The sequence below is a fragment of the Microbacterium hydrocarbonoxydans genome (assembly GCF_011752045.1).
Lineage (GTDB): Bacteria > Actinomycetota > Actinomycetes > Actinomycetales > Microbacteriaceae > Microbacterium.
In genome coordinates this window covers 272,362-295,074 of record NZ_JAAKXW010000001.1, presented here as the reverse complement: position 1 = coordinate 295,074, position 22,713 = coordinate 272,362, and the positions used below count along the sequence as shown (strand labels likewise).

Genomic DNA, 22,713 nt, shown 5'->3' with positions numbered 1-22,713 from the left:
CGGCTGTACGCCATGCACAAGGGTTTTTCGCAATCTTGTGATGGTTCATCCACCGCTCGACCCCGATCGTTGGCAGACTGGGTGATGTGATTGTCGTCGTCTGCCCTGGACAGGGCTCGCAGACCCCCGGTTTCCTCTCCCCCTGGCTCGAGCTGGACGGCGTGGCCGATCGGCTCGCCGACTACTCCGAGGCCGCGCAGGTCGACCTCCACGAGCACGGGACGGTGTCGGATGCCGACACGATCCGCGACACCCGGATCGCGCAGCCGCTGATCGTGGCCGCCTCCCTGATCGCCGCCGACGCGCTGACATCGCGCGCCGGTCGCCGGGCGGACGGCGTCGCCGGTCACTCCGTCGGAGAGATCGCCGCACTCGTGGCGAGCTCCGTGATCGATGCCGAGACGGGCATGCGCCTCGTCGGCATCCGCGGACGCGCCATGGCGGACGCCGCCGCGCAGACTCCCACCGGCATGAGCGCCGTCCTGGGCGGTGACGAGGAGGCCGTGCTCGCCCGCCTCGCCGAGCTCGACCTCTCCCCCGCGAACTACAACGGCGGCGGCCAGCTCGTCGTCGCAGGCGCTCTCCCCGCCCTCGCGGCGCTGGCCGCGGAGCCGGTGAAGGGCACGCGCGTCATCCCGCTGCAGGTCGCCGGCGCCTTCCACACCGGGTACATGGCCTCCGCCGTCGCGGCTCTCCGTGACGCCGTGTCGACCGTGACGCCCGCCGACCCCGACCTCACGCTGTGGACCAACCGCGACGGCTCGGTCGTCTCCGACGGAGCGACCGCGCTGAGCTACCTCGTCGATCAGGTGTCCTCCCCGGTGCGCTGGGACCTCTGCATGGCCTCCTTCGCGGAGCAGGGCATCACCGGGCTCATCGAGCTCGCACCGGCAGGCGCACTCACCGGCCTGGCCAAGCGCGGACTGCGCGGCGTGCCCACCGTCGCCGTCAAGACACCCGAAGACCTCGACGCAGCGGTCGCGCTGCTGAACGGAGAAGCCGCATGAGCGCCACCCTGACCCAGCTCACCGGTCCCGCGTACACGCGCATCTACTCGTACGGCGCCGCCCGAGGCGAGAACGCCGTCCCGAACGAGGACCTCATCGGCCCGATCGACTCCAGCGACGAGTGGATCCGGCAGCGCACCGGGATCGTCACGCGCGTCCGCGCCGACAAGGAGACCGACGCCATCGACCTGGCGACGGATGCCGCCGCCGAGGCGATCGAGAAGGCCGGCGTCCCGGCCGACCAGGTCGACCTCGTGATCGTCGCCACGATCAGCAACCCGAAGCAGACCCCGTCGATCTCCGCGATCGTCGCCGACCGCGTCGGCGCCAACCCGGCCGCGGCCTACGACATCAACGCCGCCTGCGCCGGCTACGCCTACGCCGTCGCCCAGGCCGACGCGCTGATCAAGGCCGGAGCCGCCCGCTACGCGCTCGTCATCGGCACGGAGAAGCTCTCCGACATCGTCGACCCCACCGACCGCAGCATCTCGTTCCTGCTCGGCGACGGCGCGGGCGCCGCCCTCATCGGCCCCAGCGAGACCCCGGGCATCGCCCCGGCGGTCTGGGGATCCGACGGCTCGAAGGCGGATGCCGTCGGCATGAACCACACCCTCACCGAATTCCGCGACGGCGAGGTGCCGTGGCCGACGCTCCGCCAGGAGGGACCGACCGTGTTCCGCTGGGCCGTCTGGGAGATGGCCAAGGTCGCCCGCGAGGCGCTGGACAAGGCGGGCATCGAGGCGTCCGACCTCGCCGCGTTCATCCCGCACCAGGCGAACATGCGCATCATCGACGAGTTCGCCAAGCAGCTGAAGCTCCCCGAGACCACGGTGATCGCCCGCGACATCGAGACCACGGGGAACACCTCGGCCGCGTCGATCCCGCTCGCCAGCCACCGGCTGATGGAGGAGCACCCCGAGCTCTCGGGCGGACTCGCCCTGCAGATCGGCTTCGGCGCGGGCCTCGTGTTCGCCGCCCAGGTCGTCGTCCTCCCGTGAGATGGACCTGACGTTCCCTAGACTGTTCCACGGTTCCGAAAACAACCCGCAAGAAAGAGGAAGACCACATGGCTTTCACCAACGATGAGGTCCTCGCCGGCCTCGCAGAGCTGATCACTGACGAGACCGGCATCTCGGCCGACGAGGTGGCGCTCGAGAAGTCGTTCACCGACGACCTCGACATCGACTCGATCTCGATGATGACGATCGTCGTCAACGCCGAGGAGAAGTTCGGCGTCACCATCCCCGACGACGAGGTCAAGAACCTGAAGACCGTCGGCGACGCCGTCAGCTTCATCGTCGCAGGCCAGGAGTAATCCGCGCGGGATGCCACCCCCGCCACCCGCGGGGCGTGGCATCCTCTGCTCTGCCCACCATTCGTACGAGAACCGTTCGACAAGGAACCACACATGACCAAGCGCATCGTCGTCACCGGCATCGGTGCCACCTCCGCCATCGGCGGCACGGCTCCGGAGAACTGGACCAACCTGCTCGCCGGAATGTCCGGAGGCCGAACGCTCGAGCACGACTGGGTGGCCGAGCTGGAGCTCCCCGTGACGTTCGCCGCCGAGGCGATCGTCCGTCCTGAGGAGGTCCTCGCCCGTCCCGTGGCCAAGCGCCTCGACCCGTCGTCGCAGTTCGCCCTGATCGCGGCGATGGAGGCCTGGGAGGACGCCGGTTCCCCCGATGTCGACCCCGAGCGTCTCGGTGTCGACTTCGCGACCGGGATCGGCGGCGTCTGGACGCTGCTCGACGCCTGGGACACGCTGCGCGAGAAGGGCCCCCGTCGGGTCATGCCGATGACGGTGCCCATGCTGATGCCGAACTCCGCTGCCGGCAACCTCTCCCTCCACTTCGAGGCTCGTGCGTTCGCCCGCACCGTGGCCTCCGCCTGCGCCTCCAGCACCGAGTCGCTGGTCAACGCCTATGAGCACCTCCAGGCCGGTCTCGCCGATGTCGTCATCGCCGGCGGCACCGAGTCGGCGATCCACCCGATCACCATCGCGTCCTTCGCCTCGATGCAGGCGCTCTCGCGCCGCAACGACGACCCCGCGCACGCCTCGCGTCCGTACTCCGCCGACCGCGACGGATTCGTGATGGGCGAGGGCGCGGCCGTGCTCATCCTCGAGACCGAGGAGCACGCGAAGGCCCGCGGCGCCAAGATCTACGCCGAGCTGGTGGGCGGCGGCGTGACGGCCGACGCGTATCACATCACCGCCAACGCGCCGGAGGGCGCCGCCCGGGCGGTGAAGCTGGCGCTCGAGGCCGCCGGCCGCACGCCCGACGACATCACCCACGTGAACGCGCACGCGACGTCGACCCCGGTCGGCGACCCGAACGAGTACGCGGCGCTGAAGGAGGTCATCGGCGACCGCGTGCACGAGATCCCGGTCTCCGCCACGAAGGCGTCGACGGGCCACCTGCTCGGCGGCACCGGAGCGCTCGAGGCCATCTTCGCCGTGCTCGCCGTGAAGAACCGCATCGCGCCGCCGACGATCAACCTCACGACGCAGGATCCCGAGATCCCGCTGCTCGTCTCCGGCGACCCGCAGCCGCTCGGCGACGGTCCCCAGCTCGCGATCAGCAACTCCTTCGGCTTCGGCGGGCACAACGCCGTCGTGGCCATCGCGAGCGTCGACGACTGATCCGGCGCACACGATCGAGGGCCCTCGCCGTGCGGCGGGGGCCCTCCGTCGTTCTGTCGGTGCTCAGTGCGCCGCGGCGAGTTCCGCGCTGCGCCGGCCGCGCAGACGCGAGACCCAGGGCAGGAACAGGCCGACGAGCGGGCCGACGCCGAAGGCGAACAGCACCGTGCCGACACCGACGGGTCCCCCGAGCAGGAAGCCGATCGCGAGCACACTGCCCTCGATGAGGGTGCGCACGAGCCAGACCGGCCAGCCGGTGCGCGCCACGAGCCCGGTCATCAGCCCGTCTCTCGGCCCCGGACCGAAGTCCGCGCCGATGTAGAGGCCCGTGGCGAAGGCCAGCAGGACCAGTCCGAGCAGGAACAGCGGGGCGCCGATCCACACCGACGGCGCCGGCGGGAGCAGCCACAGGGCCAGATCGGCGCTCGGTCCGATGAGCATCGCGTTGAGGACCGTCCCGAGACCGAGCCGTTGACGCAACGGGATCCAGAGCAGCAGCACCACCACGGCGACGAGGTTCGTCACGACGCCGTAGCCGATGCCGGTGCTGCCCGTGACGCCCAGGGACAGCACGTCCCACGGGGCCACGCCGATCCCTCCGCGGACCATGAGACCGAGCGCGACTCCGTAGAGGAAGAGTCCGACCACGAGCTGGACGACGCGCTCGATGAGATCGCGGCGACCGGTGGCGACGACGGGGAGGAACAGGGAACGCAGGTGCATCCCTCCATGGTGGCCTCCGGAAAGACGCACGGATGCAGGCCAGTGCACGCAAAGTGGCCTGCACATCTCAGGCCACTTTGCGCCATGCTGGAGGCATGGCCTCACGACTGGTGGAACAGCTCGGCGCGCAGAACGTCGCCGGCGCGACCGCATCCGCGCTGGCCGGACGGATCAGGGCGCTCATCCTCGACGGCCGTCTCACCGTCGGCGAGCGGCTGCCCAGCGAGCGCTCGCTCGCTCTCGAGCTGCACCGCTCCCGGTCCACGATGACCCGCGCCTACGGGCTCCTCGAGGCCGACGGCTACGTCACGCGCCGGCACGGCGGCAGCACCACGGTGGCACTCCCCCACGACTACATCTCCCCGGCGAACACCGCGGACGAGGATGCGATCGACCTCTCGATCGCATCGATGGACTCGACCCCCGGCCTCTACGACGCCACCGTGCGCTCCCTGCCGCGCCTGGCCGCGATGCGCGGGACCAGCGGCTACTCGCTGCGCGGCCTGCCGGAGCTGCGCGATGCCGTCGCCCGGAGGTTCACCGAGCGCGGCGCTCCGACGACCGCCGATGAGATCATCATCACCTCCGGCGCGCTCAACGCCGTCAATCTCGTCCTCGCGACAATCGGCCGGCGCGGAGCTCAGGTGCTGGTCGAGCAGCCGACCTTCCCCCATGCGCTGGAGGCCCTGCATCGGCACGGCTACCGGATGCTCCCGACGCCGGTCGACGCGGACGGGTGGGACGTCGCGCACCTCAACGAGACGCTGCTGAGCAGCCGCCCGCACCTCGCCTATCTGATCCCGGACTTCCACAACCCCACCGGGGCGACCCTTCCGGACGCCGAGCGCGGGGTCCTCGCGGCGACCGCGCGCAGCGCCGGCACCCACATCATCGTCGACGAGACGACCGCGGAGCTGGACATCGACCGCGGCTGGAGGCCGCTGCCGATGGCGGCTCACGGACCGCATGTCATCACTGTCGGCTCGATGTCCAAGATCGCATGGGGCGGCCTGCGGCTCGGGTGGATCCGCGCAGACCGCTCCCTCATCTCCCGGCTGATCACGACCCGCCCGTCCTTCGAGCTCGGCACGGCGCTGCTCGAGCAGTGCATCGCCGTCGAGCTGCTCGCCGACATGCCCGCGCTCACCTCTCACGTGAGAGAACGACTCCGATCCGGACGGGCCGCCGTGGCCGCGGGGCTCCGGGAGCTGCCCGGCATCCGGATGCCGGTGACACCCGGGGGCCTGTCGGCCTGGGTCGATCTCGGCGCCCCGGTGTCGACGATGCTCTCCCTGGCCGCGCGCGAGCACGGCCTGCTGCTGCCACCGGGACCACGGTTCTCCACGGGAGGCGTACTCGAGCGCAGGGTGCGGATCCCGATCACCCTCCCTCCCGACCGCACCGCTGTCGCGATGGAGCGTCTCCGCCTGGCGTGGGACGAGGTGCGCGCCGGTGACGGCGAGCTCCGTGGGCAGATCCCGCACGCCGCCGTGATCTGAGCGGGACGACGAAGACCCCGCCCCCTGTGCGCAGGGGCGGGGTCCTCGTGGTACGGAGCGGGGATACGTCTTCTCAGCGTCCGGGATGATTCACCGGCATCCGATACTCACGCCTCCCGGCTCCAGGCCTATCCCACTTTGTGGAGCCACACCACGCGGGCGTCGTCGCTCGCATGCCGGAACGGCTCCAGCTCCTCGTCCCAGGCCGAGCCGAGCGCGATGTCGAGTTCGCGCTGCAGCTCGGCCGCGTTCCCCGCGGCGATCTCCATCGCATAGCGGATGCGATCCTCGCCGATGACGATGTTCCCTGCGGCATCCGTCTGCGCGTAGTGGATGCCGAGGTCGGGGGTGTGCAGCCAGCGTCCGCCGTCGCTGCGCGGCGTGGGATCCTCGGTGACCTCGAAGCGGAGGTGCTCCCAGCCGCGGATCGCTGTCGCGAGCGCTGCGCCGGTGCCGACCGGTCCGTCCCAGTAGAACTCGGCGCGACGCGCACCGTCGAGCACCGGCTGGTCGGTCCAGTCGAAGTTCACCGCACGCCCGATAGCGCGTCCCACCGCCCATTCCAGGTGCGGGCAGAGCGCGCGAGGCGCGGAGTGGATGAACACCACTCCGCGTGCGTAAGCCGTCGCCATGATCTCTCCGTTTCATCAGGTGCGTCTTCCCCAACGACCTGAACACCGAAGAACTGGCGAGAATATGCGGTTGTGCGCCTATTGTCGCCCAGATCAGGAGAAATCACAAGCATGTGATTCCACATGACGAAGGCCCCGGTCGCAGGGACCGGGGCCTTCGCCGACAGATGGTGCTGCTTACGCCTCGCTCATGGCCTGCTTGACCTGCTGGCCCTTGGCCGCGTAATAGGCGGCGCGGGCGGCGTCACGGCGAGCCTGCTCGGCGTAGCCCGCCTCGAGCACGTCCTGCGGGACCTCGACCTGCTCGTGCTGGTCGGTGCCGTGGTACTTCTCGATGTAGGCGTCGAGCTCGGGGCCCGACTCCCACGAGGTGATGAGGCAGTACCGCGGCTCGGTGCCGTTGTGCGTCGTGGCGTGCCACAGGCGCTGGGTGTCCACGATGAGCTGCGCACCGGCCGGGAGGGCGATGCGGTACTCGATGCTCGGGTCGGTGCGGTTCTCACGCAGGACGAAGTAGCTGTCCTTGTCGTCGGTGAGGTTGAAGAAGCCGCGGACGACCCAGCCGGTGCCGTCGGGGTTCAGGCGGTTGTTGTCGTCCTGGTGGAGGTTGTAGAGGCACTCGCCGTACGGGGTCGGCTGCAGCTCGATGACGCGGCAGCGCCCGACGTTGGCACCGGGCTCCTTCGCGCGGGCGGTCAGGGTCGGCGCGATCGCGGTCTGCGAGTCGATCCAGACGCCGTCCTTGTCGGTGCGCGGCGGCTTGTGGTTCCAGAAGCCGTTGCACTCGATCTCGCCCTTGGCGCTGGCGAGCGGAGAGAAGCGCGTGTCACCCGACGACTTCCAGTCGACGTACTCGATGTCGAGCCACTCGCGGGGATCCATCTCCCCTCCGTAGCTGTCGAGGATGACGAAGCCCTTGTCTTCGAGGGCGGCGGACTTGATGTATCCCATGATCTGAACCAGATCCTCTCATCGGGGGCCAGCACGTTTTAACAGGCCCTGATAAGGCAAGCCTAACAGCCGCGTCCCGGAGCGCCCCGGAGGGCCGCCGTGAATAAGCGAATAGACTGATCCGGGCGCACAGGCGACCTCGCCGCCGGCGTCAGAGGAGGACGAGACACCAGCATGAGCGCAGCCACCAACGTCGAGGCGACAGCTGTCAACACGATCGAATGGCTCGCGGCGGGGTCGACCACCATCGTCGTCCCCGTGTATCAGCGCCAGTACCGCTGGGACATCGGCGGATGCGAGCGCCTCCTCGCCGACATCCGCGCCGTCGCAGACGAGGCGGACGGCCACCGCCACTTCATCGGCTCGATCCTGTCCGCCCATGACGCGGACGCCGACAGCGATCTGGTGCTCATCGACGGCCAGCAGCGCATCACCACGCTGATGCTCCTCGTCGCCGCTCTCCACCACTCCGTGCGCGACACCGACGGGGAGCTGGCCGCCGAGCTGGAGCGCGTGCTCGTGCGCGACGACGATCCCCGCCGCACCAAGCTGCGCCCGCACGACGCCTGGGCCGACCTGTACGAGTCGGTCGTCCTCGACCGCCGCGACGCCGCTGAACGCGAGTCGCGCTTCGACGACAACTACGCCTTCTTCCGGAGCCAGGTGCATGTCGAGGAGGCACCGCGGATCTGGCGCGGGCTGCAGCGCCTGGAGCACGTCTCGATCACGCTGGGCGCGGAGGCGAACGCGCAGCAGATCTTCGAGAGCCTGAACTCGACCGGTGAGCCGCTGCGCGACCACGAGCTCATCCACAACTACATCCTGATGGGCCTCACGCACGCCGAGCAGCTCGACGTCGAAGCCCGGTTCTGGCTGCCCATCGAGAGGCACACCGGAGAGACGATCGGCGCCTTCTGGCGGCACTATCTGGTGATGACGACCGGCCGCGAGGTCGCCGCGAACGGAGAGCACGGGGTCTACAGCGCCTTCCGCCGGTCCTTCCCGCGAGTCGACGTGGAGCACCTGCAGGCGGATGCGGAGATCTGGCGCCACTACGCCGAGATCTACGGCATCCTGCTCGACCCCTCCCGGGAGGCCGACCCCGAGATCGCCCGCCAGCTCCGCTTCGTGAACACCTTCGGGCGGGCCTCGTATCCTCTCGTCCTGAGCGTCTACAGCGACCACGCCCGCGGCCTCATCGCCCGCGAAGAGCTCATCGAGACGCTCGAGCGGATCCAGGCGCTGTACCTCCGCCGCACTCTGGTGAACCTGCCGAACGAACGGCTCATCGCCCGGCTCTGCCGCGCCCGCTCCGAAGGCCCGGAGGCGCTCGCCCGCGCGTTCGCCCGCATCACCCCGTCCGACGAACGGGTGAGCGCGGTGCTGAAGTACAGCGAGCTCCCGCACGCGGCCTACGTCCTCGGGCGGCTCGAGGGGATCGACGATCCGGCCGGCTTCGACGTCGAGCACGTCGTGCCGCCCGTGCCGAACGACGCCTGGTCCGGGGACGGCATCCGGCCCTGGAGCGAGTACTCCGAGGACGAGCAGAACAGCCACCGCGCGCTCGCGCCGACACTCGGGAACCTCACGCTGCTCGAACCGCGCCTGACCGAGCGCGTCTTCGGGGCTCCCTACCCCGTCAAGCGCGCGGACGCGTACGCCCGCAGCGCGGTGCGTGCCACGAGGGAGCTCGCCGAGACGGAGACCTGGGGCACCGCGGCGATCACCGAACGCACCGTGCGCCTGACCGCGGAGCTGCTGCGCATCTGGGCACGTCCGGCATTGCCGGAGATCGACGACGACGGCCTGACCCCGATCCTCGACGCGGTCCGCCGGCGCGGCTGGCCGGCCGGCTGGGAGCGCGAGTTCGACTACGTCGAGTACCGGGGCGAACGCTGGGAGGTCCCCGACGTCAAGTACCTCTTCAACCGGGTCATGCGCCGCGCCTGGACCGACACCCGAGAGGCCGCGGAGCGGTACTGCGCGGCGCACGGCGGTCCGATCTACGGCGAGATGGCCTGGAAGGGGCAGTGGGACCAGCTCGACGAGTCCCACTTCCTCTACATGGGCTGGGACTCGAACTACATGATGACCGCCGTCCAGGGCGTGCTCGAGGATTCAGGTCTCGCCGCCGAGGTGTTCGTCAAGTACTCCTACATCGGGAACGTGATGTAGGACGGCCCCACGAGGAGCCCTCCCCGCCGACCGGTAGGCTCGACACGTGAGCACCGTCGTCCGTCGCCTGCAGGATCTGATCGTCGAAGAGCACACGCTCACCGTCCCGCTGGTCTGGTCGGATCCGTCCGACGCCCGCACGATCGACATCTTCGCCCGCGTCGTCACCCGTGAGGGCGGGGAGGCTCTCCCCTACCTCGTGTTCCTGCAGGGCGGGCCCGGGCACGAGGCCCCGCGCCCGTTCCATTCGTCCACGGCACCGGTGTGGCTCGATGAGGCGCTGGCTCACCACCGGCTGGTGCTCCTCGACCAGCGCGGCACCGGGCTCTCCTCCCCCGTCGGCGACGATGACCTCTCCCGCGGCGCCGCCGCTGTCGCCGAGCACCTCACCCACCTGCGCGCCGATGCGATCGTGCGCGACTGCGAGGCAGTGCGCGAACATCTGGGAGCTGCGACCTGGAGCGTCCTCGGGCAGTCCTTCGGCGGCTTCACCACGCTCGCCTACCTGTCGACCGACGCGGATTCCCTCGACGACGTGTTCATCACAGGAGGCCTCAGCACGGTCGTCCGACACCCCGACGAGGTGTACGCGCTCTGCTACGACAAGATGCGCGTGGCCTCCGAGCGCTACTACCGGCGGTTCCCGGAGCACCGCGACGTGATGCGCCGCCTCGTCGACCGTGCGGCGGCCGGCGAGATCGTGCTCCCCGACGGGGAGATCGTGTCACCCTCGCGCCTGCGATCGGTCGGTTCCGCCCTCGGCACCAACGACGGCTGGCAGACCGTCTGGTCGCTGCTCGAGCGCGACCCCCGCTCGAATGCGTTCCGGTACGACCTCATGCACGCGATGCCGTTCGACGGGCGGAACCCGATGTACTACGCCTTCCACGAGTCGAGCTACGCGAGCGGCCACGCGACCAGGTGGTCCGCCGAGCGCTCCGAGCCCGACGACTTCCGCGAGGACGTGACGCTGTTCACCGGCGAGCACATCCGGCGCGAGTGGACGGAGACTGTTCCGGCCTTCCGGCCGTGGCGCGAGGTCGCTCTCGAGCTCGCAGAGTTCGAGTGGCAGCGCATCTACGACGCCGACGCGATCGCCGCCTCGGGCGCGACCGGCGCTGCGGCGGTGTACGTCGACGACGTGTACGTGCCGCTCGAGTTCTCCCTGGAGACCGCGCGCCTGCTGCCCGGCGTGAAGCTGTGGGTGACCAGCGAGCACGAGCACAACGGGCTGCGCTCCGGTCCCGTGCTCACGCACCTCATCGACCTCGCGCAGGGCCGCCGCGTCCGCTGACGGCCGGGATCCCCGGGACGACGAAGGCCCCGCGCTCCGAGGAGCACGGGGCCTTCGCGGCGGAAGCCTTACTTGGAGGAGCCGCCGAAGCCCTTGAAGCGCTGGTTGAACTTCTCGACGCGACCGGCCGAGTCCATGATGCGCTGCTTGCCCGTGTAGAACGGGTGCGAGGCCGAGGAGATCTCGACGTCGATGACGGGGTACTCGACACCGTCCAGCTCGATGGTCTTGTCGCTGGTGACGGTGGAGCGGGTGAGGAAGGTCTCGCCCGAGCCGAGGTCGCGGAACACGACCGCCTGGTAGTCGGGGTGGATGTCAGTCTTCATGGGATTCCTTAGCTATGCCCTGGATTGTGCCAGGGTCGGGGAAGTCTGCGGTGCAGAGAGCACCAAGGGTCGAGTTTAGCAGTTCTTCGACAGGCGCGGAAACCCGGTCAAGCGGATGCTGCGCGCGCAGCATGACGGCCGCCGTCGCTGCTCAGGGCGATCGGCATCCCGAACGTCTCCCCGAGGGCGTCCGCGGTGAGCGTCTCGTCGATCGGGCCGGCGGCGACGACCTTCCCGTCGCGCAGCAGCATCACGTGGGTGAACCCGACCGGGATCTCCTCCACGTGGTGGGTGACCATGAGCATGGCGGGCGTCGTCGGCGAGGAGGCGTAGCCGCTGAGCAGCGCCAGAAGCTCCTCGCGGGAGCCGAGGTCGAGCGACGCGGTCGGCTCGTCCAGGAGCAGCAGCTCGGGGTCGGTCATCACGGCGCGGGCGATCTGCACGCGCTTCTGCTCGCCGTCGCTGAGCGTGCCGAAGGTGCGATCCGCGAGGTGCTCGAGCCGCCAGTCCCCCAGCACGCGCAGCGCGCGACGCTCGTCGATGTCCTCGTAGCTCTCGTTCCAGCGGCCGAGCACCGAGTACGCGGCCGTGAGCACGGCGTTCAGCACGGTCTCGTCGCGCGGGACCCGCTTCGCCATCGCTGAGGAGGCGAAGCCGATGCGCGGACGAACCTCGAACACGTCGGTGCGGCCGAGCGTCTCGCCCAGCACGGTCACCGTGCCGGAGGTCGGATGCATCAGCGTGTCCGCGAGCTGAAGCAGCGTGGTCTTGCCTGCGCCGTTCGGGCCCAGGATCACCCAGCGCTGATCATCGGCGACCTGCCAGGTCACGTGATCGATGATGTTGCGCCCCTCGCGGCGCACGACGACGTCGGTGAATTCCAGGGCGATCGACATGCAAGCCAGCCTATCGGCTCAGGCGGTGAGCTCCGCGTACAGCGCACGCGTCGTGTCGGCGATCGCGCCCCAGCTGAACTCGTCTCGGGCCCGCTCCCGTCCGGCCTCGCCGTACTCCTTCGCCCGTGCCGGATCCGAGGCCACCTCGGTGAGCACCGCGGCGAGGTCGGACACGTAGCGCTCCGGGTCCACCGGGGTGCCGGTGCCGTCCTGCACCTGCTCGATCGGGACGAGGCGACCGGTGACGCCGTCGGCGACCACCTCGGGAATGCCGCCGGTCGCGGTCCCGACGACCGCCGCCCCGCAGGCCATCGCCTCGAGGTTGACGATGCCGAGCGGCTCGTAGACCGACGGGCAGACGAAGGTCGTGGCGGCGGTGAGGATCGCGGAGAGCTCGTCGCGCGGCAGCATCCGCTCGATCCAGATCACGCCGTCCCGCGTCTGCTGGAGCAGCTTCACGCCCTCCTGCACCTCGGCCATGATCTCCGGGGTGTCCGGGGCGCCGGCGCAGAGGATCAGCTGCACCTCCGGCGGCAGCATCCGCGCCGCCTGCAGCAGGTACGGCAGACCCTTCTGACGGGTGATGCGGCCGACGAAGACGACGGAGGGCCTGGCCGGGTCCATGCCGATCGACTGGAGGAAGGCGGGGTTCTCCACCGGGCGCCAGCGCTCGACGTCGATGCCGTTGTGGATCACGCGCACCCTGGCGGGGTCGACGTCCGGGTAGCTGCGCAGGATGTCGGCGCGCATGCCGGCGCTCACCGCGATCACCGCGGCGGCGTTCTCGTAGGCGAGCTTCTCGATCCCGCTGGAGACGGCGTATCCGCCGCCCAGCTGCTCGGCCTTCCACGGCCGCAGCGGCTCCAGGCTGTGCGCGGTGAGCACGTGCGGGATGCCGTGCAGCTGGGAGGCGATGTGTCCCGCGAAGTTCGCGTACCAGGTGTGGCTGTGCACGAGGTCGGCGTCGGAGATCGCGGAGACGATCTCGAGATCGGTGCCGAGGGTCTGCAGTGCGGCGTTCGCGGAGGCGAGCTCAGAGGGTGGTCGGTATGCGAAGGTGCCCGCCTCGTCACGCGGAGCGCCGAAGGCGCGGACGCGCACGTCGATGCTCTCTCGGAGGGCCGCCACGAGCTCGGCGACATGCACCCCGGCACCGCCGTAGATCTCCGGCGGATACTCCTTCGTGATCATTTCAACTCGCATGTGCGAAACGCTAGTACACGATGGGATTCGCCCTCTAGGGTGGACCCATGTCCGCTCCAAAGAAGATCTTCGGCATCATCCTCGCCGGCGGCGAGGGCAAGCGACTCATGCCCCTGACGGCTGATCGCGCAAAACCTGCAGTGCCCTTCGGCGGACAGTATCGATTGATCGACTTCGCGATCTCGAACCTCATAAACTCTGGGCTCAGACAGATCGTCGTCCTCACCCAGTACAAGTCCCACAGCCTCGACCGTCACATCTCGCAGACCTGGCGGATGTCCGCTCTGCTCGACTCCTACGTGGCCTCGGTGCCCGCCCAGCAGCGACTCGGCAAGCGCTGGTTCTCCGGCTCCGCCGACGCGATCCTGCAGAGCCTGAACCTCATCAACGACGAGAAGCCCGACATCGTCGTGGTGATCGGCGCCGATCACGTGTACCGGATGGACTTCCGGCAGATGCTGGACGCGCACATCGAGTCCGGTGCGAAGGCCACGGTGGCCGGCATCCGTCAGCCGCTGGCTCTCGCCTCCCAGTTCGGCGTCATCGACGCGGACACGGAGTCCGGCCGCATCAAGCAGTTCCTCGAGAAGCCGACGGATGCTCAGGGCCTGGAGGACTCGCCCCATGAGGTCCTCGCCTCGATGGGCAACTACATCTTCGACGCCGACGCGCTGATCGCCGCCGTGGAGGCGGACGGCGAGTCCCCCACCTCCGGTCACGACATGGGCGGCGACATCGTCCCCTACTTCGTCGAGCGCGGCGAGGCGGGCTACTACGACATGAAGCAGAACGACGTCCCCGGCTCCTCGCCGCGCGACCGCTCGTACTGGCGGGACGTGGGCACGATCGACTCCTTCTTCGACGCCCACATGGATCTCATCTCCACGCTCCCGATCTTCAACCTGTACAACATGGAATGGCCGATCCACTCGCAGGCGGTGAACTCCCCGCCCGCGAAGTTCGTCCGGGACTCCGTCGGGCGCATCGGCAACGCCATCGACTCGATCGTGTCGCTGGGCTGCGTGCTCTCCGGGACGCACCTCGAGCGCAGCGTGGTGGGGCCGTGGATACTCGCCGGCGGCGGTTCGACGATCACCGATTCGGTGCTGTTCGACCATGTCCGCGTCGGCGCGGGCGCGCGCGTGCACAGGGCCATCCTCGACAAGAACGTCGTCCTCGCGGACGGCGCGACGGTCGGCGTGGACCGGGAGCGCGACCTCGCCAGGGGCTTCACCGTCACCGAATCCGGGATCACGGTCGTCGGCAAGGGCGTCCACGTCGATCGCTGAGCGCGTCACGCGGCGACTCGGGCCCTGCGACGGTCGCTAGGCTCGAAGCCGTGACCGCCGCGCGCTTCCTCGTCGTCCTCGATGCCGATTCCACGCTCATCCGCAATGAGGTGATCGAGCTGCTCGCCGACGAGGCGGGGCGGCGCGAGGAGGTGCAGGCCGCGACCGAGGCCGCCATGCGCGGCGAGGTCGACTTCGCCACGAGTCTCCGCACGCGGGTGGCGGCCCTCGAGGGCGTGCCCGTCACGGCGTTCGACCGGGTGCGCGCGCGCATCGAGCCCACACCGGGCGTGCAGCGACTCACCGCAGCCGTGCACGAGCGGGGCGGGGTCGTCGGCGTCGTCTCCGGCGGGTTCCACGAGATCCTCGACGACGTGGCCCCCGGGCTCGGCGTCGACCGCTGGCGCGCCAACCGGCTCGAGGTGACCGACGGCGCGCTCAGCGGACGGGTCGACGGCGCGATCGTGGATGCCGCGGCCAAGGCCGCCTCCCTGCAGGAGTGGGCCGCCGAGCTCGGCGTCGCACCGCACGCGACGATCGCCATCGGCGACGGCGCCAACGATCTGCAGATGATGGCGGTGGCGGGACTGGGGCTCGCCTTCAACGCGAAGCCGGCCGTCCGCGCCGCGGCGAGCCTCGTCATCGGTCCGCAGGACCTCTCCGAGGTCATCGCACTGCTTCCATAGCGGATGTCGGATGCCCCGGCTAGCGTCGGGGCATGGACATCATCCTCATCCCCGGTCTCTGGCTCGACGCCTCCAGCTGGGGCGACGTGACCCCCGCTCTGGAGCGGGCGGGTCATCGCGTGCATCCCCTCACCATGCCCGGCGTGGGCGCGCCCGCCGAGGAGTCCGCGGACATCAGCATCGCCGACTGGGTGGCCGCCGCCGTCGCGGAGGTGGACGCGATCGACGGGCCGGTCGCCGTGGTCGGCCACAGCGGAGGCGGCAACGTCGCCTGGGGGGTCGCCGACGCGCGCCCCGACCGGGTCGTCCGCGTGATCCTCGTCGACACGGCTCCCCCGCCGCCCGGCTTCGGGATCAGCGAGTTCGACGTCGTCGACGGCGTCATCCCCTTCCCGGGCTGGGACTTCTTCCCGGACGAGGACGTGCATGACCTGGACGAGGCGACCAGGTCGCGCACGGCCGCGCTCACGCACAGCGTCCCCGCCAGGGTGCCGACGGACGCGATCTCGCTGAGCGACCACGGCGGCCGTCATCGCGTTCCGGTGACGCTGCTGATGGGCGGCGCCGATCGGGAGGCTGTGGAGAGGATGCTCGCGGAGTGGCCGCCCTACGCCGAGGAGTTCCGGGCCATCGCGCAGTCCGAGGTCGTGCGCATCGGGTCGGGGCACTGGCCGCAGTTCTCCGTGCCGGCGCGGCTCGCGGAGCTGATCGACGCCGCGATCACGCGCTGACGAGGATGAGCGTGCGGGTCAGTGCCCCATGCCGAGTCCGCCGTCGACCGGGATGACCGCGCCGGAGATGTAGCCGGCGTCGTCTCCGGCGAGCCAGGTGACGACTCCTGCGACCTCGTCCGGGGTGGCGAAGCGTCCGGCCGGGATGTTCGCCTTGTACTGCTTCTGCGTCTCCTCGGGGAGCTCGGCGGTCATGTCCGTCTCGATGAAACCGGGGGCCACCACGTTCGCGGTGATGCCGCGGCCCCCGAGCTCGCGGGTGAGCGATCGCGCGAAGCCCACGAGCGCGCTCTTGGACGCCGAGTAGTTGACCTGCCCGGCGGAGCCGTAGAGGCCGACGACGCTGGAGATGAGGATGACGCGGCCGAAGCGGGCGCGAAGCATCCCCTTGGATGCGCGTTTGACGACGCGGAAGGTGCCACCGAGGTTGGTGGCGACGACGCTGTCGAAGTCGTCCTCGCTCATGCGCAGCAGCAGGGTGTCCTTGGTGATCCCCGCGTTCGCGACGACGATCTCGATCGGGCCGAGCTGCTGCTCGACCTCGGTGAACGCGGCGTCGATCGCGGCGGCGTCCGTCACGTCCGCACGCACGGTAAGCGTGCCCTCGGGGCCCTCGCCGCTGCGCGCCGTCACGGCCACCCTGTAGCCGTCGCGGACGAACCGCTCGGCGATGGCCCGGCCGATGCCCCGGTTGCCTCCGGTGACGAGGACGACGCGCTGAGAACTCATTTCCACTCCTGATCTGGCCGGTGCACTCCGGTTCCGGGTCACTGGAGATCCTATCGAGGATGCCCGTCGCGGACCGCGCGAGGTTTGACAGAACACCGCGCTGCTGAAACGCTGAAGGAGACGAAAGGGTCCCGCGTGAGCGACAGCAGCCTCCCCTCTCCCCTCGGCGACGAGCCTCCGGCTCCGGCCGCGCAGCCCGTCCAGCCGTACCCCGGTGCGACGCCCGTCGTCCCCGCGGCGCCGTCGTACCCCGCGCAGGCGCCGGCCTACGGCGCACAACCTCCGGCGTACGGTGCACAGCCGTCTGCGTACGGCGCTGCTGCAGCGCCCGCGCAGGCCCAGCCCGCGCAGGCCCAGTACGGAGCCGTCGCCCCGCAGCAGCAGGCACCCGGCTTCACCGCGTACGGCGCACCCGCGTACGCGGCTCCTCGTCCGAACAGCGGCCTGGCGATCACCTCCCTGATCTGCGGCATCGCCGGCCTCGTGCTGAGCGTTCTCCTCTTCTGGGCCATCTTCCCGATCCTGATCTCGGTCGCCGCCGTCATCACCGGTCACCTCGCACTGCGCCAGCTCCGGCGGACCCCGGGACTCGGCGGCCGAGGCATGGCGATCACCGGCCTCATCACCGGCTACGTGGGGTGCGCGTTCCTGGTCTTCACCGTCGTGGCGATCGTGATCGGCGCCGTCTTCCTCGGCGCCTTCACGCTGCCGTTCCTCTTCAACAGCTGAGCTCCTCCCGGCACCCCGCGCCTCCTGTTCCGGCGTAGGCTGGAAGCACCGTGAAGAGCAAGCGTCTGGTCCCCGCCGTGACCTCCCTGCCGCAGTCGCCGCAGGACGAGGCCGACCATCGCGTGCGCCGCTACGCCATCACGATGACGATCCGCATCGCCTGCTTCGGTCTCATGGTGCTCGTGCAGCCGTACGGCTGGTACACCTGGGTCTTCGCCATCGCCGCCGCAGTCCTCCCGTACATCGCCGTGGTGTTCGCGAACGCGGGCAGCGACAGCACCGAGGTCACCGCGGAATCCCCCGTCCAGGAGCTCGAGGCGCCGCCGGCTCCGGCCGCACCGGTCGTGCAGGACGCCGTCGCCGAGGATCCACGGATCTTCACGATCCGCGAGAACCGGCAGGACTCCGAGTGACGGCACTGGAGTGCTCCCGCGCCGGCTGCCGGAGCGCGGCGACGCATCAGGTCGTGTGGCGCAATCCGCGCATCCACGCGCCGGAGCGCGAGAAGGTCTGGCTCGCATGCCCTGAGCACGTCGACTTCCTCCGCGACTACCTGGCGGCCCGGGACTTCCCGGTGTCGGTGCGCGAAGGCCTGCCCGCATGAGCCCACGGGTGGTGCGATGGGGCGTCTACGTCCTCATCGCGATCGGCTTCGCGGTGGCATGCGCCTTCCTGTCGAACTGGCAGTTCGAGCGGAACGAGACCCGTGCAGACCAGATCGCCCTCGTCGAGCAGAACTACGATGCGGAGCCGGTCCCCCTGGCAGAGCGCATCGGCGCCGACGGACGCCTGGATCCTGACGACGAGTGGCTTCCGGTGACGCTCAACGGCGAGTACCTGGCAGAGGAGCAGGTCCTCGTCCGCAACCGCCCCCATGGCGGCACGAGCGCCTTCGAGGTGCTGGTCCCCTTCCTCGACGCCGACGGACGGCTGTTCCTCGTCGATCGCGGATGGGTGCCGCCGGGCGACGGCGACGCGCCGGATGCCGTGCCGGCCCCGCCGCCCGGCGAGGTCGAGATCACCGTGCGGCTGCGCCCGGGCGAGCAGCTCCCGGCATCGGGTCGCGGCGCCCCGGAGGGGCAGGTCCCGACGATCCATCTGCCGACGGTCGACGGGCTCGTCGACGGTGATCTGATCACCGGCGCCTATGGTCAGCTGGTCGGCGAGGACCCGGCGGCCTCGACCGTCCTCGGCGGCTTCGACTCCCCGACGGAGGATCCGGGGCCGCACCTCTCGTACGCGATCCAGTGGATCCTCTTCGCCCTGATGGGCTTCGTGTTCATCGGCTACATCATCCGCACCGAGATCGTGAAGCATCGTGAGGAGCTCGAGGGTTCGGCGGCGACTCCGAAGCGCCCGCGACGGCGCGACGCGGATGCCGACGCCGAGGACGAGCTCCTCGACACGCATTGACGGTCAGGATCCCCACGCCCGGACGCGGGTGACTCGCGCCGTCTTCGGATACGCCTCGCTCCTGCCTCCGGTCTCGAAGAGGTCGACGAGGAGGAACAGCGGATAGTCGGGTGCCTGCGGGATGCGGCGCAGGACGAGACCCTCGCAGCCGATCACCGTCTCCCCGTCGCCCCAGATCGCCGTCCACGTGTGCGATCGGCTGGCGGCGAACGGCAGCACCACCTCGCTCATGTCCGTCGTCAGCCGAGGATCGTGGTGGGCTTTGACGCCCGTGCGGGCGGTCGTCCTGCTGTCGATCGCCTCGGCGTCGATCTCGAAGACGCAGATCTCACCGGACTCCTCCCCGCACCGGTGCTCGGTCCCGACGAGCCAGACTGCGAGCATCGCGCCCGGATCGGTGCTCGCTGCCACCGTGACGTCGACGCGGCCGCTCCTCGGCGCGAACAGCAGCCGCTCGGGGGTCTCGGTGCGGACCAGGAGGCCGTCCGGACGGTGCCTGTGCGTCCCGCGCGACGACCCGACAGGCCCCGAGTACGTCCCGGTCTGAACGTTCGACACGCGCAGCGGGGCGTCCTCCGGACGCCAGTCGGGCTGGTCTGCGTCGATGCGCAGCTCGAGGCCCTCGCCGTCGGTCGAGAACCGCGCCTCCGAGCGCTCCGGCGTCGTCCAGTGCGGGAGGTAATGGGGCACCCAGAGCGCAGGATCGAGACCTCCGGAGAAGTCGTCGTCGACGTCGGGGGCACATTCAGGCGCCGGAGGAAGCGGCTCGAGGCTGTTGGTCACGCGCCATGCTCTCATGCCCCGCCGACACCGGGCGCGACGGGTTCAGTCCTGCCAGGGCATCGGCTTGTCGGGCAGTCGCGCACTGTCGTCCGGGAGATGCGGCAGCTCCTCGCCGCCCGCGCGGATGCAGAGCCAGCGCAGCTCGCCCTGGCTGTCCGGCCTGGCCCGCCAGGTACGGGCGACGCCCTGCCCGACCCTGATCACGGTGCCGGGGCCGACCTCGACGACGTCGTCGTCCAGCCCCATCTGCCCCCGGCCGGCGAGGAAGACGTACAGCTCCTCCACGCGGGAGTGCACGTGCCAGTAGCCGGCCTCCTCCCCCGGCACGAGCGCGTTCGCGGTCATCCCGATGTACTGCATCGTCAGCTCGTGGTCCACGACCCGCCGGCCGTCTCGCGAGCGCGCCGCATCGAACCCGCCGTGATGCGACCGCCATTCGTCGAGGGCGCCGATCTCGACCACCTGATATCCGCTCATGCCTGCTCCTCCTTCTCGTCGGGCGCGACGCCGCCACGAGCCGCCCCCGGCACGGCGCCACACGCCCTCCCGACTATGCCACGCCTCCAGCAGGGCGAGGCGCGTCAGGCGAGCTCGATGAGGTCCTGGTACTCCTGGCTCCAGATGTCCTCGACGCCGTCGGGGAGGATGAGGACGCGCTCGGGATTGAGCGACTGCACGGCACCCGGATCGTGCGAGACCAGCACCACGGCGCCCTCGTAGTGGGCCAGTGCACCGAGGATCTCCTCGCGGGAGGCGGGATCGAGGTTGTTGGTCGGCTCGTCCAGCAGCAGCAGGTTCGCCGAAGACACCACGAGCGTCGCGAGGGAGAGCCGGGTCTTCTCACCGCCGGAGAGCACGCCTGCAGGCTTGAGTACGTCGTCGCCGGTGAACAGGAAGGAGCCGAGCACCTTGCGCGCCTCGGTCTCCGTGATGTGCGGCGCCGCCGACACCATGTTCTCCAGCACCGAGCGGCTCACGTCGAGGTTCTCATGCTCCTGTGCGTAGTACCCGACCTTCAGGCCGTGCCCTGGCTCGAGCTGGCCGGTGTCCGGCTGATCGACGCCGGCGAGCATCCGCAGCAGCGTGGTCTTCCCGGCGCCGTTGAGACCGAGGACGACGACCTTCGAACCGCGGTCGATCGCCAGGTCGACGTCGGTGAAGATCTCCAGCGAGCCGTACGACTTGGACAGGCCGGAGGCCATCAGCGGGGTCTTGCCGCAGGGCGCCGGCTTCGGGAAGCGCAGCTTCGCGACGCGGTCCTCCTGGCGCACGTCCTCCAGGCCGGCGAGCAGCTTCTCCGCCCGGGCGAGCATCTGGTGAGCCGCCGCGGCCTTGGACGCCTTGGCCCCGAAACGCGCAGCCTGCTGCTGCAGCGTCGTCGCCTTCTTCTCGGCGTTCGCGCGCTCCTTCTTGCGGCGCTCCTCATCGGCCACCCGCTGACGCAGGTAGTTCTTCCAGTTCATGTTGTAGATGTCGATGACCTGGCGGTTCGCGTCGAGGTAGAACACGCGGTTGACGGTCTCGCCGACGAGCTCGACGTCGTGGCTGATCACGATCAGCCCGCCCTTGTAGCCCTTGAGGAACTCGCGCAGCCACACCACGCTGTCCGCGTCGAGGTGGTTGGTGGGCTCGTCGAGGATCATCGTCCCGGCATCCGAGAACAGGATCCGGGCGAGCTCGATGCGGCGGCGCTGACCGCCGGAGAGCGTCTTCAGCGGCTGGTCGAGGATCCGGTCGGGCAGCGAGAGGTTGTGGGCGATGGACGCCGCCTCCGCCTCGGCCGCGTACCCGCCCTGGGCCTCGAACTGCTCTGTCAGGCGCGCGTAGCGCTTCATCGCCTTGGCCGCCACCGCAGGGTCGTCCGAGCCCATGGCGAGCGATGCCTCGGTCATGCCGATGTGCAGCTGGCCGAGACCGCGCGCGTCCAGGATGCGGGTGCGGGCGAGGTCCTCGGGATTGCCGGAGCGCGGGTCCTGCGGAAGGTACCCGAGCTCTCCGGAGCGGGTCACGTTGCCGCCAGAAGGCAGCACGTCTCCCGCGAGCACCTTGGTCAGCGTCGTCTTGCCGGCGCCGTTACGGCCCACGAGCCCGATCTTGTCGCCGTCGGCGACGCGGAAGGAGACGTCCTCCATGAGCAGGCGCGCGCCAACGCGGATCTCGAGTTCGTGCACGGCGAGCACAGCGGTTGTCCGTTCGTCAGGGGGTGGGATCGGCCGAGGGGCCAGCCTCTCAGTATAGATCGCGGTGCTGAAGACCCTCTGAGGTATGAGGCGGACCATACCTCAGGGTGATGCGCGACCCGCCGTCGCCTTCGTAGCGTCGGAGAGTGGACGTCATCAACGAGCTCATCATGCAGGCCGCCTCCTCCCCGTGGCTGTACCTGGTCATGTTCGCGACCGCGATGATCGACGGGTTCTTCCCGCCCGTCCCCAGCGAGACGGTCCTCGTCGCCGCCGCCGCGGTCACAGCCTCCTCCGGCGACGCGGACATCGTGCTGCTGTGCGTCGTCGCCGCTGCCGGCGCGGTGATCGGAGACAACATCGCGTACGCGATCGGGCGGGCGCTCGGCGTGCGGCGGTGGGCGTGGATGCGGCGACCACGGGCCGCCGCCGCAGTGGACCGCGCCCAGCGGACGCTCCTGCACCGCGGCGCCCCGCTGATCCTGGGAGCCCGCTACATCCCCGTCGGACGCGTCGCCGTGAACATGTCCGCCGGCGCCCTGCGCTACCCCTGGCGCCGTTTCCTGCCCCTCAGCGTCATCGCCGGCATCACCTGGGCGGCGTACAGCGCGACGATCGGCATCCTCGCCGGGTCCTGGATCGAGGACCAGCCGCTGATGAGCGCGGTGCTCGGCATCGCGTTCGCGCTCCTCATCGGCATCGTGATCGAACGCGTCGCCGCGCTGCGACGCCGGTCAGCCTCCTCGCCCTCCGCGGTGGACAGCCGTCCGACGGAGAGCGAGGAGGAAAGCCGACTTCGCCGGATCGAGGTGGCAGGATGACA

At 70.0% G+C, this 22,713-nt stretch carries 25 protein-coding genes; 15 read left to right on the top strand and 10 right to left on the bottom strand.

Features of this window, described 5'->3' with window-relative positions; translation table 11 throughout:
* Positions 1–86: 86 nt before the first annotated feature.
* The 4 genes from G6G98_RS01480 (at position 87) to G6G98_RS01465 (ending at position 3,651) form a co-directional block, all read left to right on the top strand.
* Positions 87–1,007, top strand: a complete 921-nt coding sequence (locus G6G98_RS01480) for an ACP S-malonyltransferase (protein ID WP_067352335.1) — start codon at positions 87–89, stop codon at positions 1,005–1,007.
* Complete coding sequence (locus tag G6G98_RS01475; RefSeq protein ID WP_067352337.1) at positions 1,004–2,005, top strand: beta-ketoacyl-ACP synthase III; 1,002 nt, start codon at positions 1,004–1,006, stop codon at positions 2,003–2,005. Before G6G98_RS01480 ends, G6G98_RS01475 begins: the two co-directional genes overlap by 4 nt.
* Before the next feature lie 68 nt (positions 2,006–2,073).
* Positions 2,074–2,322 carry an acyl carrier protein gene (locus tag G6G98_RS01470; RefSeq protein WP_067352341.1) on the top strand — a complete coding sequence of 83 codons (249 nt, stop codon included), beginning with the start codon at positions 2,074–2,076 and terminating at the stop codon, positions 2,320–2,322.
* A 93-nt stretch (positions 2,323–2,415) separates the two neighbouring features.
* Positions 2,416–3,651, top strand: coding sequence for a beta-ketoacyl-[acyl-carrier-protein] synthase family protein (locus tag G6G98_RS01465; protein WP_067352344.1), 1,236 nt, complete (start codon positions 2,416–2,418; stop codon positions 3,649–3,651).
* A 63-nt stretch (positions 3,652–3,714) separates the two neighbouring features.
* Here the strand turns inward: G6G98_RS01465 and G6G98_RS01460 are convergent, their stop codons facing one another.
* Positions 3,715–4,374, bottom strand: a complete 660-nt coding sequence (locus G6G98_RS01460; protein ID WP_067352348.1) for a YczE/YyaS/YitT family protein — start codon at positions 4,372–4,374, stop codon at positions 3,715–3,717.
* A gap of 95 nt (positions 4,375–4,469) precedes the next feature.
* Between G6G98_RS01460 and G6G98_RS01455 the strand changes: the two genes are divergently transcribed.
* Entirely contained in the window at positions 4,470–5,873 is a 1,404-nt protein-coding gene (locus G6G98_RS01455; protein ID WP_067352351.1) for a PLP-dependent aminotransferase family protein, read from the top strand.
* Between the two features lie 128 nt (positions 5,874–6,001).
* On the opposite strand, the gene G6G98_RS01450 is transcribed toward G6G98_RS01455, so the two are convergent.
* A complete protein-coding gene (locus G6G98_RS01450; RefSeq protein WP_067352355.1) occupies positions 6,002–6,505 on the bottom strand; it encodes a DUF3145 domain-containing protein in 504 nt (167 codons plus the stop codon).
* 177 nt (positions 6,506–6,682) lie between these two features.
* Positions 6,683–7,456 carry a hypothetical protein gene (locus G6G98_RS01445; RefSeq protein ID WP_067352358.1) on the bottom strand — a complete coding sequence of 258 codons (774 nt, stop codon included), beginning with the start codon at positions 7,454–7,456 and terminating at the stop codon, positions 6,683–6,685.
* Between the two features lie 174 nt (positions 7,457–7,630).
* On the opposite strand from G6G98_RS01445, the gene G6G98_RS01440 reads away from it, so the two are divergent.
* Entirely contained in the window at positions 7,631–9,631 is a 2,001-nt protein-coding gene (locus tag G6G98_RS01440; RefSeq protein ID WP_067352361.1) for a DUF262 domain-containing protein, read from the top strand.
* Positions 9,632–9,677: 46 nt separating this feature from the next.
* Positions 9,678–10,925, top strand: coding sequence for an alpha/beta fold hydrolase (locus G6G98_RS01435; RefSeq protein WP_164233824.1), 1,248 nt, complete (start codon positions 9,678–9,680; stop codon positions 10,923–10,925).
* Positions 10,926–10,993: 68 nt separating this feature from the next.
* Here G6G98_RS01435 and G6G98_RS01430 read toward each other — a convergent pair whose 3' ends face one another.
* The 3 genes from G6G98_RS01430 to glgA all read right to left on the bottom strand — a co-directional run bounded on the left by G6G98_RS01430 (position 10,994) and on the right by glgA (position 13,350).
* Positions 10,994–11,251, bottom strand: a complete 258-nt coding sequence (locus tag G6G98_RS01430) for a type B 50S ribosomal protein L31 (RefSeq protein WP_047520045.1) — start codon at positions 11,249–11,251, stop codon at positions 10,994–10,996.
* A 107-nt stretch (positions 11,252–11,358) separates the two neighbouring features.
* Positions 11,359–12,147 carry an ABC transporter ATP-binding protein gene (locus G6G98_RS01425; RefSeq protein ID WP_067352368.1) on the bottom strand — a complete coding sequence of 263 codons (789 nt, stop codon included), beginning with the start codon at positions 12,145–12,147 and terminating at the stop codon, positions 11,359–11,361.
* A gap of 18 nt (positions 12,148–12,165) precedes the next feature.
* Entirely contained in the window at positions 12,166–13,350 is a 1,185-nt protein-coding gene (gene glgA / locus G6G98_RS01420; RefSeq protein WP_164233825.1) for a glycogen synthase, read from the bottom strand.
* A gap of 47 nt (positions 13,351–13,397) precedes the next feature.
* Between glgA and glgC the strand changes: the two genes are divergently transcribed.
* From glgC to G6G98_RS01405, 3 genes are read left to right on the top strand one after another with little or no spacing between them, the layout of a single operon-like run.
* Positions 13,398–14,639 (top strand): glucose-1-phosphate adenylyltransferase, encoded by a 1,242-nt coding sequence (glgC, locus tag G6G98_RS01415; RefSeq protein ID WP_164233826.1) that lies wholly within the window; start codon positions 13,398–13,400, stop codon positions 14,637–14,639.
* Between the two features lie 50 nt (positions 14,640–14,689).
* On the top strand, positions 14,690–15,325 hold the full coding sequence (gene serB / locus G6G98_RS01410) for a phosphoserine phosphatase SerB (RefSeq protein ID WP_067352379.1): 636 nt from the start codon (positions 14,690–14,692) through the stop codon (positions 15,323–15,325).
* A 32-nt stretch (positions 15,326–15,357) separates the two neighbouring features.
* Entirely contained in the window at positions 15,358–16,056 is a 699-nt protein-coding gene (locus tag G6G98_RS01405) for an alpha/beta fold hydrolase (protein WP_164233827.1), read from the top strand.
* 18 nt (positions 16,057–16,074) lie between these two features.
* Here G6G98_RS01405 and G6G98_RS01400 read toward each other — a convergent pair whose 3' ends face one another.
* On the bottom strand, positions 16,075–16,785 hold the full coding sequence (locus tag G6G98_RS01400) for a beta-ketoacyl-ACP reductase (RefSeq protein ID WP_067352386.1): 711 nt from the start codon (positions 16,783–16,785) through the stop codon (positions 16,075–16,077).
* Between the two features lie 135 nt (positions 16,786–16,920).
* Here G6G98_RS01400 and G6G98_RS01395 point away from each other — a divergent pair, with 135 nt between their 5' ends.
* From G6G98_RS01395 to G6G98_RS01380, 4 genes are read left to right on the top strand one after another with little or no spacing between them, the layout of a single operon-like run.
* Complete coding sequence (locus G6G98_RS01395) at positions 16,921–17,514, top strand: DUF4190 domain-containing protein (RefSeq protein ID WP_164233828.1); 594 nt, start codon at positions 16,921–16,923, stop codon at positions 17,512–17,514.
* A gap of 50 nt (positions 17,515–17,564) precedes the next feature.
* Positions 17,565–17,927, top strand: a complete 363-nt coding sequence (locus G6G98_RS01390) for a DUF3099 domain-containing protein (RefSeq protein ID WP_164233829.1) — start codon at positions 17,565–17,567, stop codon at positions 17,925–17,927.
* Positions 17,924–18,118 carry a hypothetical protein gene (locus tag G6G98_RS01385; RefSeq protein ID WP_164233830.1) on the top strand — a complete coding sequence of 65 codons (195 nt, stop codon included), beginning with the start codon at positions 17,924–17,926 and terminating at the stop codon, positions 18,116–18,118. Before G6G98_RS01390 ends, G6G98_RS01385 begins: the two co-directional genes overlap by 4 nt.
* Positions 18,115–18,927, top strand: coding sequence for an SURF1 family cytochrome oxidase biogenesis protein (locus G6G98_RS01380; protein WP_164233831.1), 813 nt, complete (start codon positions 18,115–18,117; stop codon positions 18,925–18,927). Before G6G98_RS01385 ends, G6G98_RS01380 begins: the two co-directional genes overlap by 4 nt.
* 3 nt (positions 18,928–18,930) lie before the next feature.
* On the opposite strand, the gene G6G98_RS01375 is transcribed toward G6G98_RS01380, so the two are convergent.
* The 3 genes from G6G98_RS01375 to G6G98_RS01365 form a co-directional block, all read right to left on the bottom strand.
* Positions 18,931–19,710, bottom strand: a complete 780-nt coding sequence (locus G6G98_RS01375; RefSeq protein ID WP_164233832.1) for a hypothetical protein — start codon at positions 19,708–19,710, stop codon at positions 18,931–18,933.
* Between the two features lie 42 nt (positions 19,711–19,752).
* Positions 19,753–20,187 carry a cupin domain-containing protein gene (locus tag G6G98_RS01370; RefSeq protein ID WP_067352405.1) on the bottom strand — a complete coding sequence of 145 codons (435 nt, stop codon included), beginning with the start codon at positions 20,185–20,187 and terminating at the stop codon, positions 19,753–19,755.
* A gap of 104 nt (positions 20,188–20,291) precedes the next feature.
* Positions 20,292–21,890 (bottom strand): ABC-F family ATP-binding cassette domain-containing protein, encoded by a 1,599-nt coding sequence (locus G6G98_RS01365; protein WP_067352408.1) that lies wholly within the window; start codon positions 21,888–21,890, stop codon positions 20,292–20,294.
* A gap of 146 nt (positions 21,891–22,036) precedes the next feature.
* Between G6G98_RS01365 and G6G98_RS01360 the strand changes: the two genes are divergently transcribed.
* Positions 22,037–22,711, top strand: a complete 675-nt coding sequence (locus G6G98_RS01360; RefSeq protein WP_164233833.1) for a DedA family protein — start codon at positions 22,037–22,039, stop codon at positions 22,709–22,711.
* Positions 22,712–22,713: the final 2 nt, after the last annotated feature.

Excerpts from the sequence above, each read along its gene's own strand:
- G6G98_RS01475 (WP_067352337.1), top strand. The coding sequence starts at position 1,004 with ATGAGCGCCACCCTGACCCAGCTCACCGGTCCCGCGTACACGCGCATC.
- G6G98_RS01470 (WP_067352341.1), top strand. The coding sequence starts at position 2,074 with ATGGCTTTCACCAACGATGAGGTCCTCGCCGGCCTCGCAGAGCTGATC.
- G6G98_RS01465 (WP_067352344.1), top strand. The coding sequence starts at position 2,416 with ATGACCAAGCGCATCGTCGTCACCGGCATCGGTGCCACCTCCGCCATC.
- G6G98_RS01460 (WP_067352348.1), bottom strand. The coding sequence starts at position 4,374 with ATGCACCTGCGTTCCCTGTTCCTCCCCGTCGTCGCCACCGGTCGCCGC.
- G6G98_RS01455 (WP_067352351.1), top strand. The coding sequence starts at position 4,470 with ATGGCCTCACGACTGGTGGAACAGCTCGGCGCGCAGAACGTCGCCGGC.
- G6G98_RS01450 (WP_067352355.1), bottom strand. The coding sequence starts at position 6,505 with ATGGCGACGGCTTACGCACGCGGAGTGGTGTTCATCCACTCCGCGCCT.
- G6G98_RS01445 (WP_067352358.1), bottom strand. The coding sequence starts at position 7,456 with ATGGGATACATCAAGTCCGCCGCCCTCGAAGACAAGGGCTTCGTCATC.
- G6G98_RS01440 (WP_067352361.1), top strand. The coding sequence starts at position 7,631 with ATGAGCGCAGCCACCAACGTCGAGGCGACAGCTGTCAACACGATCGAA.
- G6G98_RS01430 (WP_047520045.1), bottom strand. The coding sequence starts at position 11,251 with ATGAAGACTGACATCCACCCCGACTACCAGGCGGTCGTGTTCCGCGAC.
- G6G98_RS01425 (WP_067352368.1), bottom strand. The coding sequence starts at position 12,147 with ATGTCGATCGCCCTGGAATTCACCGACGTCGTCGTGCGCCGCGAGGGG.
- glgA (WP_164233825.1), bottom strand. The coding sequence starts at position 13,350 with ATGCGAGTTGAAATGATCACGAAGGAGTATCCGCCGGAGATCTACGGC.
- glgC (WP_164233826.1), top strand. The coding sequence starts at position 13,398 with ATGTCCGCTCCAAAGAAGATCTTCGGCATCATCCTCGCCGGCGGCGAG.
- G6G98_RS01405 (WP_164233827.1), top strand. The coding sequence starts at position 15,358 with ATGGACATCATCCTCATCCCCGGTCTCTGGCTCGACGCCTCCAGCTGG.
- G6G98_RS01400 (WP_067352386.1), bottom strand. The coding sequence starts at position 16,785 with ATGAGTTCTCAGCGCGTCGTCCTCGTCACCGGAGGCAACCGGGGCATC.
- G6G98_RS01380 (WP_164233831.1), top strand. The coding sequence starts at position 18,115 with ATGAGCCCACGGGTGGTGCGATGGGGCGTCTACGTCCTCATCGCGATC.
- G6G98_RS01370 (WP_067352405.1), bottom strand. The coding sequence starts at position 20,187 with ATGAGCGGATATCAGGTGGTCGAGATCGGCGCCCTCGACGAATGGCGG.